This is a genomic window from Rahnella inusitata (assembly GCF_965118895.1).
Lineage (GTDB): Bacteria > Pseudomonadota > Gammaproteobacteria > Enterobacterales > Enterobacteriaceae > Rahnella > Rahnella inusitata_A.
Genome location: NZ_CBCPJJ010000018.1, coordinates 1 through 12,585, shown reverse-complemented (window position 1 = coordinate 12,585; position 12,585 = coordinate 1). Strand labels below are relative to the sequence as shown.

At 51.7% G+C, this 12,585-nt stretch carries 13 protein-coding genes and 1 tRNA gene; 7 read left to right on the top strand and 7 right to left on the bottom strand.

Annotated elements, in window-relative coordinates; translation table 11 throughout:
* Nucleotides 1–51: 51 nt before the first annotated feature.
* Nucleotides 52–576, top strand: a complete 525-nt coding sequence (locus tag ACMHLI_RS15380; RefSeq protein WP_413530230.1) for a lipocalin family protein — start codon at nucleotides 52–54, stop codon at nucleotides 574–576.
* A gap of 91 nt (nucleotides 577–667) precedes the next feature.
* On the opposite strand, the gene ACMHLI_RS15375 is transcribed toward ACMHLI_RS15380, so the two are convergent.
* From ACMHLI_RS15375 to efp, 3 genes are all read right to left on the bottom strand, one after another.
* On the bottom strand, nucleotides 668–802 hold the full coding sequence (locus ACMHLI_RS15375; RefSeq protein WP_014333643.1) for an entericidin A/B family lipoprotein: 135 nt from the start codon (nucleotides 800–802) through the stop codon (nucleotides 668–670).
* Nucleotides 803–936: 134 nt separating this feature from the next.
* The gene (locus tag ACMHLI_RS15370) at nucleotides 937–1,065 is read right to left on the bottom strand and encodes an entericidin A/B family lipoprotein (RefSeq protein ID WP_413530229.1); all 129 of its coding nucleotides are present in this window, start codon (nucleotides 1,063–1,065) and stop codon (nucleotides 937–939) included.
* A 95-nt stretch (nucleotides 1,066–1,160) separates the two neighbouring features.
* On the bottom strand, nucleotides 1,161–1,727 hold the full coding sequence (efp, locus tag ACMHLI_RS15365) for an elongation factor P (RefSeq protein ID WP_112167960.1): 567 nt from the start codon (nucleotides 1,725–1,727) through the stop codon (nucleotides 1,161–1,163).
* 37 nt (nucleotides 1,728–1,764) lie between these two features.
* Here efp and epmB point away from each other — a divergent pair, with 37 nt between their 5' ends.
* Nucleotides 1,765–2,793: an EF-P beta-lysylation protein EpmB gene (epmB, locus tag ACMHLI_RS15360; RefSeq protein WP_413530228.1), complete on the top strand. Its 1,029-nt coding sequence runs from the start codon at nucleotides 1,765–1,767 to the stop codon at nucleotides 2,791–2,793.
* Nucleotides 2,794–2,874: 81 nt separating this feature from the next.
* Here epmB and ACMHLI_RS15355 read toward each other — a convergent pair whose 3' ends face one another.
* The 4 genes from ACMHLI_RS15355 to ACMHLI_RS15340 form a co-directional block, all read right to left on the bottom strand.
* Entirely contained in the window at nucleotides 2,875–3,219 is a 345-nt protein-coding gene (locus tag ACMHLI_RS15355) for a DUF4156 domain-containing protein (protein WP_112167975.1), read from the bottom strand.
* Nucleotides 3,220–3,519: 300 nt separating this feature from the next.
* On the bottom strand, nucleotides 3,520–5,166 hold the full coding sequence (gene groL, locus ACMHLI_RS15350; protein WP_104923553.1) for a chaperonin GroEL: 1,647 nt from the start codon (nucleotides 5,164–5,166) through the stop codon (nucleotides 3,520–3,522).
* Nucleotides 5,167–5,219: 53 nt separating this feature from the next.
* Nucleotides 5,220–5,513 carry a co-chaperone GroES gene (locus ACMHLI_RS15345; protein ID WP_009636718.1) on the bottom strand — a complete coding sequence of 98 codons (294 nt, stop codon included), beginning with the start codon at nucleotides 5,511–5,513 and terminating at the stop codon, nucleotides 5,220–5,222.
* A 214-nt stretch (nucleotides 5,514–5,727) separates the two neighbouring features.
* A complete protein-coding gene (locus ACMHLI_RS15340; protein WP_413530227.1) occupies nucleotides 5,728–6,219 on the bottom strand; it encodes an FxsA family protein in 492 nt (163 codons plus the stop codon).
* A 374-nt stretch (nucleotides 6,220–6,593) separates the two neighbouring features.
* Between ACMHLI_RS15340 and aspA the strand changes: the two genes are divergently transcribed.
* From aspA to ACMHLI_RS15315, 5 genes are all read left to right on the top strand, one after another.
* Nucleotides 6,594–8,030, top strand: a complete 1,437-nt coding sequence (aspA, locus tag ACMHLI_RS15335; protein ID WP_413530226.1) for an aspartate ammonia-lyase — start codon at nucleotides 6,594–6,596, stop codon at nucleotides 8,028–8,030.
* A 134-nt stretch (nucleotides 8,031–8,164) separates the two neighbouring features.
* Complete coding sequence (locus ACMHLI_RS15330; protein ID WP_413530225.1) at nucleotides 8,165–9,466, top strand: anaerobic C4-dicarboxylate transporter; 1,302 nt, start codon at nucleotides 8,165–8,167, stop codon at nucleotides 9,464–9,466.
* A 205-nt stretch (nucleotides 9,467–9,671) separates the two neighbouring features.
* Nucleotides 9,672–11,417: a protein-disulfide reductase DsbD gene (locus ACMHLI_RS15325; protein WP_413530224.1), complete on the top strand. Its 1,746-nt coding sequence runs from the start codon at nucleotides 9,672–9,674 to the stop codon at nucleotides 11,415–11,417.
* Nucleotides 11,418–11,460: 43 nt separating this feature from the next.
* Entirely contained in the window at nucleotides 11,461–12,036 is a 576-nt protein-coding gene (dicD, locus tag ACMHLI_RS15320; protein ID WP_413530223.1) for a division control transcriptional repressor DicD, read from the top strand.
* A gap of 129 nt (nucleotides 12,037–12,165) precedes the next feature.
* Nucleotides 12,166–12,241 (top strand) — tRNA-Phe (locus ACMHLI_RS15315).
* Nucleotides 12,242–12,585: the final 344 nt, after the last annotated feature.

The window sequence follows — 12,585 nt, the reverse complement described above, 5'->3', positions numbered from 1 at the left end:
TTTTCCCAATTGTTACCTACACTTAGGTGATTACCTAAGGAAGGAATAACTATGCGTATCTGGTCAAAACTCGGTGTCATCGTCACGGCGCTGTTATCCGTCGCTTGCAGCGTGACACCGCCGAAAGACGTCAAAGTCGTCAATAATTTCGAACTCAACCGTTATCTCGGCACCTGGTATGAAGTCGCCAGACTCGATCACAGCTTTGAAAGCGGGCTTGAGCGCGTAACGGCAAATTACAGCCTGCGCGACGATGGTGGCGTAAAAGTGATTAATCGCGGATTTAATCCGAAGAAAAACAAATGGCAGGAAAGTGAAGGTAAGGGTTACTTCACCGGTTCAACGGCGCGAGCGGCGCTCAAAGTCTCCTTCTTCGGCCCGTTCTATGGCGGCTATAACGTCATCGAGCTGGATAAAGACTATCGCTATGCGCTGGTGTGTGGCCCGGATAAAAGCTATCTGTGGATCCTTTCACGTACGCCTACGCTGGACGACGGTGTGAAACAGAAGTTGCTGCAAACCGCGCAGCAGTATGGTTTCGATACCAGCAAACTCATCTGGGTTAAACAGCCTTAAGTTTTTTCCACCCTCCAGAAACAACACTGCCTGCATCAATGTGCAGGCAGACTTCAATTTACTTCTTGTCATTCATAACGTTCACGCCAGATTATTGGGCGCTTTTCTGAATGGCCTGGCCACCGGCAGAAACGTCTTCACCGACGCCGCGCGTGGTATTGCAGGCGGTTAACGCAGAAGACAAAACAAGAACAGATAAGATGGCGAGGATACTTTTCTTCAGCATATGAATTTCCTTCCTATAGGAGAATGTAAAGTACAACACATTAAGTGTAGTTAACTTTTCAGGAATGTAGGAAATCAGGAAGGTTTTTAGGAAAATTGGAAACGGGAAAAGCAGGGACAATAAGGCTGAAGGGATCAGCCCGCGCGTGAAATCGCCCCACCCAGATGCTGGATGTCTTCACCAAAACCGTGAACCGTATTGCAGCCGGATAACGAAGTCAGCACCATCATTGAAACCACCATAAGCATGATCTTTTTCAACATGAAAAACAAAATCCCATTCAACAGGTTGAGGCCGTAAAGCTGCGACAGGCTTTCACCTGAGGCAGCTTTCATCCAGCGCAATAAGTGACGAAAACTTATTTAACGCGGGAAACGTATTCGCCAGAACGGGTGTCACAACGGACGATTTCGCCGATCTGTACGAATAATGGAACTTTAACCACAGCGCCGGTGCTCAGAGTCGCTGGCTTGCCGCCGGTACCCGCAGTATCACCTTTCAGGCCTGGATCGGTTTCTACCACTTCTGCTTCAATGAAGTTCGGTGGCTGTACAGCGATAGGACGACCGTCCCACAGTGTCACGATACATTCCGCATTGTCTTGCAGCCATTTGGACGCTTCGGACACGGTTTTTGCTTCAACGCCGTGCTGCTCGAAAGTCTCAGGGTGCATGAAATGGTAGAACTCGCCATCGTTGTACAGGTAAGTCATATTGGTATCTACAACGTCCGCGCCTTCGCAGGAGTCAGTAGATTTGAACGTTTTTTCTACACGTGTGCCGGTCAGCAGACGACGCATTTTCACACGTGCGAATGCCTGACCTTTGCCCGGTTTTACGAACACACTGTCTTCGATCGCGTAAGGCTCGCTTTCGAACATGATTTTAAGACCCGGACGGAAATCGTTGCTAGAATAAGTCGCCATGATGGCCCTCTAATTTTAAACTGGTATTAGCCAAAAAATGGCAAACATTGTAACCCTAAAAACGCCATTTAGAGAAGATTGGTTGTATCAACTCGGCGATGTTATCACTGACCCCGATGAACTGCTTACTCTTCTGGCACTTAACGACAATGCAGAATTGCAAAGTGGGCGTGAGGCCCGTCGTTTGTTCCCGCTTCGCGTGCCCCGCGCCTTTGTGGCACGTATGCAGCCGGGCGATCCGCAGGATCCTTTATTGCTTCAGGTATTAACCGCGCGCGAAGAATTCATTGCCTCGCCGGGTTTTACCACTGACCCGCTTGATGAACAACGCAGCGTCGTTCCGGGTCTGTTGCACAAATATAACAATCGTGCCCTGTTACTGGTGAAAGGCGGCTGTGCGGTGAACTGCCGCTACTGTTTCCGTCGTCATTTTCCGTATCAGGACAACCAGGGAAATAAGGCCAACTGGGTTCAGGCGCTGGATTATATCCGTACACGCCCCGAACTCGATGAAATTATTTTCTCCGGCGGCGATCCGCTGATGGCCAAAGATCACGAGCTCGACTGGCTCATCGGTGAACTGGAAGGTATCGCACATATTAAGCGTCTGCGCATCCATACCCGTTTACCGGTGGTGATCCCTGCCCGCATCACGGATGTTCTCTGCCAACGCCTTGAGCAGTCGCGTTTGCAGGTGCTGATGGTGACGCACATCAATCACGCCAATGAGATTGATGACGCACTACGCGACAGTATGGCAAAGCTGAAAAAACACGGTGTGACGTTGCTCAATCAAAGCGTATTACTGCGCAATGTGAATGACTCCGCCGATGTGCTGGCAACGCTCAGTAATGCGCTGTTCGACGCCGGAATTCTGCCTTACTACATTCACGTGCTGGATAAAGTGCAGGGCGCGGCACATTTCATGGTGAGCGACGATGAAGCGCGCGTCATTATGAAAGCGCTGATGAGCAAAGTGTCGGGCTATATGGTGCCGAAACTGACCCGCGAAATTGGCGGCGAACCGAGTAAAACGGTTCTGGATTTACGACTGAAGCAATCGTAAAGGTGCAGAGCGCAGATGCAAAAAGGGATGCCATTGGCATCCCTTTATCATTTCTACACGGTTAAACCGCGCGGGGCCCGATTATGGGCACTTATAAACCTGGCCGACCATTTTGCTGTCAACCGGTGCAAAGCTGGACAGGAAGTTTTGAGACGGGCTGTTGGCACCATAAATGGTGTTGCCGCCCATCGCTGCCGCTTTGTTACGCAGGTCGTTGGCAGCACCACGCATGGAGCTGCCGTCGCCGCCGGTGCCGGAGAACCAGTTGCTTTGGGCACCGGTGACCTGGCCGAGCAGCTGACATTCAGCGGCTGGCTTGTCGTCGGTGAATTTCACCTGCTGGCCCGCTGCATCCAGTTGATGAGTGGTACTGCACCCGGCAAGCAGCGCGATAGCTGACAGGCCCAGTAACATTTTAATCCGCATCACTTTCCCCATTTGTTTTTGTAATCACATAAAGCCTATCAGAAAACACCTGGCTCTCTTAGGCATCCGTTGCCACGTATACCCAAGGTTCCGCGCTATCGGTAAAAATCCGAAACTCACGCAGAAATGAGTCTACACGTTAAAGGTGGAAGACATTGAGACTTATCTTACTGAATGCGATAAAAAATGGTCAAATAAAAAAACCCGGCCTTTTCAGACCGGGTTTTTTCAGCACGCTCATCAGTAAACAAAATGCCTGCTGATTTCACGTACCTGCGGATGAACGCAGGGGGATGATGATTACATCATGCCGCCCATACCGCCCATTCCACCCATACCGCCAGCGCCGCCCATATCGCCTTTATCATCTTTTGGCAGGTCGGTGATCATGCACTCAGTAGTGATCATCAGGCCAGCAACAGAAGAAGCGTATTGCAGAGCAGAACGGGTCACCTTAGTTGGATCCAGGATACCCATTGCGATCATGTCGCCGTATTCTTCGGTATAAGCGTTGTAGCCGAAGCTGCCTTCGCCCGCTTTGACTTTGTTCGCGATAACGGAGGCTTCTTCACCGGCGTTAACCACGATCTGACGCAGTGGAGATTCCATCGCGCGCAGAGCAACACGGATACCAACGTTCTGGTCTTCGTTGTCGCCTTTCAGGCCAGCCAGAGTATGAGCAACGCGGATCAGCGCAACACCACCACCGGCGACCACGCCTTCTTCCACGGCAGCACGGGTTGCGTGCAGCGCATCTTCGACGCGGGCTTTCTTCTCTTTCATTTCAACTTCAGTTGCTGCACCAACTTTCAGAACAGCTACGCCGCCTGCCAGTTTAGCCACACGCTCTTGCAGTTTTTCGCGATCGTAATCAGAGGTCGCTTCTTCGATCTGCTGACGGATCTGAGAAACACGGCCCTGAATAGTCGCTTCTTCGCCAACACCGTCGATGATGATGGTGGTGTCTTTGTTGATAACAACACGCTTAGCCTGGCCCATGTCTTCCAGAGTGGCTTTTTCCAGTTCCAGACCGATCTCTTCAGAGATAACAGTACCGCCAGTCAGGGTAGCGATATCCTGCAACATCGCTTTACGACGGTCGCCGAAACCAGGTGCTTTAACCGCAGCCACTTTCACGATGCCACGCATGGTGTTCACAACCAGAGTCGCCAGGGCTTCGCCTTCAACGTCTTCAGCAATGATCAGCAGTGGTTTGCCAGCTTTCGCAACGGCTTCCAGTACTGGCAGCATTTCGCGGATGTTAGAAATCTTTTTGTCAGCCAGCAGAATGAACGGGCTTTCCAGTTCGATTGAACCGGTTTCTGGTTTGTTGATGAAGTACGGAGACAGGTAACCGCGGTCGAACTGCATACCTTCTACAACGTCCAGTTCGTCTTGCAGGCCGGTGCCTTCTTCAACAGTGATGACGCCTTCTTTGCCGACTTTTTCCATCGCTTCTGCGATCAGTTTACCGACGGTTTCATCGGAGTTAGCAGAGATGGTACCTACCTGTGCAATTGCTTTAGAGTCAGAGCAAGGGACAGACAGTTTTTTCAGTTCTTCAACCGCGTGGATCACAGCTTTGTCGATTCCGCGTTTCAGATCCATTGGGTTCATGCCAGCGGCAACGGCTTTCAGACCCTCGGTGATGATCGCTTGTGCCAGAACGGTTGCGGTAGTAGTACCGTCACCCGCTGCATCGTTCGCTTTGGACGCAACTTCTTTCACCATCTGTGCGCCCATGTTTTCGAACTTATCTTCCAGTTCGATTTCACGTGCAACGGACACACCATCTTTAGTGATAGTTGGAGCGCCGAAAGATTTGTCCAAAACCACGTTGCGGCCTTTAGGGCCCAGGGTCACTTTTACTGCATCAGCAAGGATGTTTACGCCACGCAGCATTTTCACACGGGCGTCATTACCGAATTTAACTTCTTTAGCTGCCATTGTTAATTTCCCTTCAATTCGTTCAGTTCAGAAAAAAGTGGGTCGGAGGAGGATCAGGCTTCTACGATTGCCAGGATGTCGCTCTCGGACATAATCAACACTTCTTCATTGTCGATTTTCTCAGCTTTCACGCCGTAGCCGTCGTTGAAAATGACGATGTCGCCAACTTTCACGTCCAGCGCTTTCACTTCACCGTTTTCCAGAATGCGACCATGGCCGACAGCCAGGATTTCACCACGGGTAGATTTACCTGCAGCTGAGCCAGTCAAAACGATGCCGCCAGCGGATTTAGATTCTACTTCTTTACGCTTGACGATAACGCGGTCATGCAATGGACGAATTTTCATTGATAACTCTCCTGTGAGCGGATCCATATCTATTTTTAGGGTTGAATGCCTGACAGTATGCTGCCCGGCCTCGTGGTTTGTTTAATGGGGGCGATACATCGCCCTTCAAGGGGAAGCACAGAAAAAATTTTCGTTTTTTCCTTCACATTTACGCCTTTCCAACTGGCGCAAAACGGTCTTCCCAACAATTTTTTAACAATCAAGGGCACAGAGATTAGCGATCGCGGTGCTCTGTGTCGTCATCTTTTTTCAGAGAAACCAGACGTTCCTGGGTTTCATCGGTGCGCTTGAACTCGCCGTCAAAGGTATTGCCGGTCGGTGCGCTGTTACCCCAGTTGCCGCCGGAGCGGACGATATTGAGGTGAGGCATCAGTTTGAGCGTCAGGCGTTTCTGAACTGGCGGCAGCAAAAGCAGCAATCCGAGGAAATCGGTAAAGAAGCCCGGCACCAGAAGCAGGAAACCGGCCATCACCAGTGAAACGCTTTTCACCATTTCCGCCGCAGGGCTCTCACCCAGCGCCAGTTTTTCTTGTAACTGCATAAAGGTCTTCATGCCCTGATTTTTCACCAAAGACACGCCGACGCAGGAAGTGAACACGACCAGCAACAATGTTGTCGCAACGCCAACCATTGCCGCCACCTTGATAAATAAGGTGATTTCAATGTAGGCCAGTAAAAATAACAGTAATAACGGTAACCAGCGCACCGTATTCTCCTTGTAATAAGGTTTCGGAAATCCAGTCTGAGGAAATTCCGCCACCATGAATGAGGGCCCGCTCAAGATCTCTGCCATCAAAGGCACGCAGGCTGACTACAATGAGATGGTGCTACATCCCAATGATTTCAACCACCCGTCCTGATTTAATTGAGCAGATAAATGATTTGTGAGAATTCTCACAGATACCAAAATACATGCACAACAATAGGGCAGGATAGTGATCTTAATACGTGCAATTCGTTGCAAGCAGCATATGATCGCCTTCGTTGTCCAAACGATGGTTGATCGTTTTAAATTTACCACGGTAAGTAACATAATTTTAAACATCGCATAACGCGTTTAGTACCGAAGAGAAGGTTCTCATGTCAAACACCATTCGTATCGAGGAAGACCTGCTGGGCACGCGCGAAGTACCAGCAGACGCTTATTACGGCATTCATACCCTGCGGGCGATTGAAAACTTCTATATCAGCAACACCAAGATCAGCGATGTTCCTGAATTTGTCCGTGGCATGGTGATGGTGAAAAAAGCGGCGGCTTTGGCCAACAAAGAGCTGCGCACAATCCCACGCCATATTGCTGACATTATCATTCAGGCGTGTGACGAAGTGCTTGATAAAGGTAAGTGCATGGACCAGTTCCCTATCGACGTCTATCAGGGCGGCGCGGGAACCTCGGTAAATATGAACACGAATGAAGTGCTGGCGAACATCGGTCTCGAACTGATGGGACACCAGAAAGGCGATTATCAGTTCCTCAATCCAAACGATCACCTCAATAAATGCCAGTCAACCAATGACGCCTATCCGACCGGTTTTCGTATCGCCGTGTACGCCTCACTGCTGAAACTGGTCGATGCCATTTCCCAGTTGGGCGACGGCTTCGAGCGTAAAGCCAAAGAATTCGAGAACATCATTAAGATGGGCCGTACGCAGTTGCAGGATGCGGTTCCGATGACCCTCGGTCAGGAATTCCACGCGTTCAACGTGCTGCTCAAGGAAGAAACCCGTAACCTGATCCGCACCGGCGAACTGCTGCTGGAAGTGAACCTCGGCGCGACGGCGATCGGTACCCGTCTGAATACGCCGGAAGGTTATCAGCAACTGGCGGTTGAAAAGCTGGCGGAAGTCAGTAATCTGCCGTGCGTTCCGGCCGAAGATCTGATCGAAGCGACCTCTGACTGTGGCGCTTACGTTATGGTTCATAGTTCGCTGAAACGTCTGGCGGTGAAGCTTTCCAAAATTTGTAACGACCTGCGCCTGCTCTCTTCCGGCCCGCGCGCTGGCCTGAATGAAATCAACCTGCCAGAGTTGCAGGCCGGTTCTTCAATCATGCCCGCCAAGGTCAATCCGGTCATCCCGGAAGTAGTGAATCAGGTATGCTTCAAAGTAATTGGTAACGATGTGTGCGTGACGATGGCGGCAGAAGCCGGTCAGCTTCAGCTGAACGTGATGGAGCCGGTGATCGGCCAGGCGATGTTCGAGTCAGTTCATATCCTGACAAACGCCTGTTACAATCTGTTGGAAAAATGCATCAACGGCATTACCGCTAATAAAGAAGTGTGTGAATTTTACGTATTCAACTCTATCGGTATCGTCACCTATCTCAATCCGTTTATCGGCCATCACAATGGCGATATCGTCGGTAAGATTTGTGCTGAAACCGGCAAGAGTGTCAGGGAAGTGGTGCTCGAGCGTGGCCTGCTGACAGAAGCAGAGCTCGACGATATTTTCTCTATCGAGAATCTTAAACACCCGGCCTATAAAGCAAAACGCTACACGGATGAAAATGAACAGTAACAGACTCCATTACTGACCTTTTAAAGGCTCGTTGTTCTGCGGAACAGCGGGCCTTTTTACTTTGCACGACACAACAATTACATAACAAATAATTATCAATTCCTTAAGGAGTACTGGGAAATGGACAGACAACCATGTTAATCATCGAACTTATTATCGTATTGTTAGCGATCTTTCTCGGCGCGCGCTTAGGCGGTATCGGGATTGGCTTCGCAGGGGGATTGGGTGTACTGGTGCTCGCCATAATCGGCGTGAAACCGGGGTCGATTCCTTTCGACGTCATCTCTATCATTATGGCTGTGATCGCCGCGATCTCGACCATGCAGGTCGCCGGCGGGATGGATTATCTGGTCCAGCAAACCGAAAAACTGCTGCGGCGTAATCCGAAGCACATCACTATTCTCGCGCCCATAGTGACTTACTTCCTGACTATCCTCGCAGGTACGGGCAACATTTCATTGTCGGCACTACCGGTGATTTCTGAAGTCGCCAAGGAACAAGGCATCAAGCCCTGCCGTCCGTTATCAACCGCCGTGGTCGCAGCGCAAATTGCTATTACGGCGTCGCCGATTTCGGCAGCAGTGGTGTATATGTCATCGGTAATGGAAGATCACGGCGTCAGCTATCTGCATCTGCTGATGGTGATGATCCCTTCCACATTGGCAGCCGTTATTGTGATGTCACTGATGGTGACCTGGTGCTTTGATTCCAAACTCTCTAACGATCCGGTCTATCTGAAACGTTACGAAGAAGGTCTGGTGACGCTGCGTGGCGATACCGTTATCGACATCAAACCGCGCGCAAAACTCTCCGTGCTCTTATTCCTGCTCGGCGTGTTATCGGTGGTCGGGTATGCGGTGATCAACAGTCCTAGCCTCGGGCTGGTGGCTACGCCGCTGATGACGACCACCAGTGCGATCCTCATTATCATGCTCAGCGTGGCGACGTTAATTACCCTGCTTTGCCGCGTTGATACGGATTCAATTCTGACTTCCGGTACGTTCAAAGCGGGCATGAGCGCCTGTATTTGTATCCTCGGCGTGGCGTGGTTAGGCGATACCTTCGTGCAAGCCAATATCGGCTGGATTAAAGAAACAGCGGGCAGCATTATTCAGTCGCACCCGTGGTTGCTGGCAGTGATTTTCTTCTTCAGTTCCGCACTGCTGTATTCCCAGGCGGCGACGACTAAAGCCCTGTTGCCGATGGCGCTGGCGCTGAGCGTTTCTCCGCTGACTGCCGTGGGTTCATTTGCCGCCGTCTCAGGCCTATTCATTCTGCCGACCTACCCGACGCTGGTCGCCGCGGTTCAGATGGATGATACCGGTACGACCCGCATCGGGCGATTCGTGTTCAACCATCCGTTCTTTATTCCCGGCACCGTCGGCGTTTTCCTGTCAGTTCTGTTTGCCTTCGGTCTGGGCAGTTTCATTCTCTGACATTTTTACGGGGGCTGCGGCCCCCGTGATATCAGCCTTCTCCTTTAATGACTTTTGTAAAAGTCCCGCAAGACTTTCTGTGCAACGATTACGCAGGGTATACTCTCCATTCCTTAACGCGTTACAGCATGAAGCCGTGCGCATCTTCTGTCGAATCATTCAGCGGCCGTCTGCCTTCGCCGCGACAAAGAGAAGTAAACTCTGCATGGATCACCGAATTCTTCGTATTTTCTTCCTGCTGTTCAGCTTGTGCCTGTTGCCGCTGCAAACTCAGGCATCGCTCTTTAGCCAACCCGCTGCGCCGCAGTTTGTCCCTGTCGATCAGGCGTTCAGCTTTGATTTCCAGCAGCAGGGACATGATCTCAAACTGAACTGGCAGATCCGCGAAGGCTATTATCTTTATCGCAGCAAAATCGAGCTCGACCCTAAGAACGCTGAACTGGCGGCATTCTTCCTGCCAAAAGGCCGCGAACATCACGATGAGTTCTTCGGCGACAGCGAAGTCTACGAAAATTCCCTGCGTATCACTGTTCCTTTACGTCAGGCAAGCCAGGATGCCACGGTCCGCGTCACCTATCAGGGCTGCGCCGCCGCCGGATTCTGTTATCCACCGGAAACCCGCGAAGTGCCACTCTCTGCGGTAACAGATGCGCAACCGGCCAGTCCGCCGGTAGCCGATCCTGCGCATTTACAGGTTGCTCCTGTCGAAGCCACACCCGCACCGCAGACTACACGGTTGCCCTTTTCACCGCTGTGGGCCTTACTGATCGGTATCGGCATTGCGTTTACCCCCTGCGTGTTGCCAATGTACCCACTGATTTCCGGCATCATTCTTGGACGTCAGCGACCGCACAGCATGAGGAGAATTTTCCTGCTGTCGCTGGTGTACGTGCAGGGAATGGCGCTGACCTACACTATTCTCGGTATGATCGTGGCGGCCGCCGGTTTGCAATTTCAGGCAGCGCTACAAAGCCCCTGGGTGCTGATCGTGCTGTCGGTGATGTTCTTCGCTCTGGCGCTGTCGATGTTTGGCGCCTTCAGCCTGCAGCTCCCCTCCTCCGTTCAGACCCGTCTGGCATTATGGAGTAATGAACAAAAAGGCGGATCGCTCCCGGGCGTCTTTATTATGGGCGCGCTGGCCGGGCTGATTTGTTCGCCCTGCACCACGGCGCCGCTGAGCGCCATCCTGCTTTACATTGCCCAGAGCGGTAACCTGCTGGCCGGTGCCGGAACGCTGTATCTGTATGCGCTGGGTATGGGTATTCCGCTGATTATCGTGACGATGTTCGGCAACAAGCTGCTGCCGCGCAGCGGTCCGTGGATGAACTACGTCAAAGAAGGGTTTGGCTTTGTCATCCTGGCGTTGCCCGTGTTCCTGCTGGAGCGCGTCACTGGCGATGTCTGGGGACTGCGTTTGTGGAGTCTGCTGGGGATCGCGTTCTTCGGCTGGGCTTTGTTGCTAAGCCTGAAAAGTCAGCACGGTGTGATCCGCATTTTACAGCTGATTCTCTTCGCGGCGGCGCTGGTCGTCAGCCGTCCGTTGCAGGACTGGGCATTTGCGCCAACAAACAGCACCACCGCTGCAAAGCATGCACTCAGCTTTCAGAAAATTCACAACGTCGAAGACCTGAACGTCGCACTTGCAGGCGCTCAGGGCAAACGCGTCATGCTGGATCTTTACGCCGACTGGTGCGTGGCCTGTAAAGAGTTCGAGAAATACACCTTCTCTGCGCCAGAGGTGCAAAATGAGCTGGCCAATACACTGCTGCTTCAGGCGGATGTCACCAAAAATTCGCCGGAGCAAAAGGCGTTGTTAAAGCGCCTTGAAGTCCTGGGTTTGCCGACGATTATCTTCTTCGGCCCTGATGGCAGTGAATTACCACAGTCGCGGGTGACCGGATTTATGGATGCAGCCGAATTCAACGCGCATTTGCAGAAAGCCCGTCATTAAACGACACTGGTTTTTGAGTTATGCGAATTGTGAGGAGACAAACGTGCTACGTGAACAAGTTCTTGATCAAACCTTAAATATCCTGGAACAACGTGGCCTTGCAACCATGTCACTGGAATACGTCGCCGAACGCGTTGATGTTCCGCTGAATGAGTTGCGGCGTTTCTGGCCGGATGCGGAAGCGCTGCTGTATGACAGTCTGCGTTATCACGGCGAACAAATTGATGTCTGGCGTCGTCAGCTGATGCTGGATGACTCCCTGAGCGCACCGCAGAAATTGCTGGCACGCTATAAGGTGCTGGATGAGCAGGTTCGTCAGCAACGCTATCCGGGCTGCCTGTTTATCGCAGCCTGCACGTTTTTCCCAGACCCTGATATGCCAATCCATCAGTTGGCACAACAGCAAAAACTGGCATCATTTGAGTACACGCTGGCACTCCTGCAAGAGATGGGTTCTGATGACGCCGAGATGGTGGCACAGCAAATGGAGCTGATCCTTGAAGGTTGCCTGAGCAGACTACTGGTCAAACGCCAACTGAACGACGTAGAAGTTGCACGCCGGCTGGCCGAAGACGTTTTGAATGTTGCACGCTGTCGTGAACACGGCGCGCTTTCCTGACTTTCTGAACCGTCGGACAGGAAATTTGATCGTTTTTGAATGAAAAGCCAGCAAACAAACGTGTTTTATGTGTTTTAAGTGACAAAGCCGTTGACGGCTTAGGCCCAATACGGTTTAATGCGCCCCGTTGCCCGGATAGCTCAGTCGGTAGAGCAAGGGATTGAAAATCCCTGTGTCCTTGGTTCGATTCCGAGTCCGGGCACCATATTTAAAGAAACCAGCCTAAGGGCTGGTTTTTTGCTTTCTGTGGTACGGACTCTCCATCGAACTCCGTTCGATGACTCGCCTTAGCAGGCTCGCCCTGCGGGCCAACGGCAAAGCCGTTGTTCAAACGCCTGCGGCGTTAGTCCGAGTCCGGGCACCCTATTTAGAGAAACCAGCCTAAGGGCTGGTTTTTTGCTTTCTGTGGTACGGACTCTCCATCGAACTCCGTTCGATGACTCGCCTTAGCAGGCTCGCCCTCCGGGCCAACGGCAAAGCCGTTGTTCAAACGCCTGCGGCGTTAGTCCGAGTCCGGGCACCCTATTTAGAGAAACCAGCCTAAGGGCT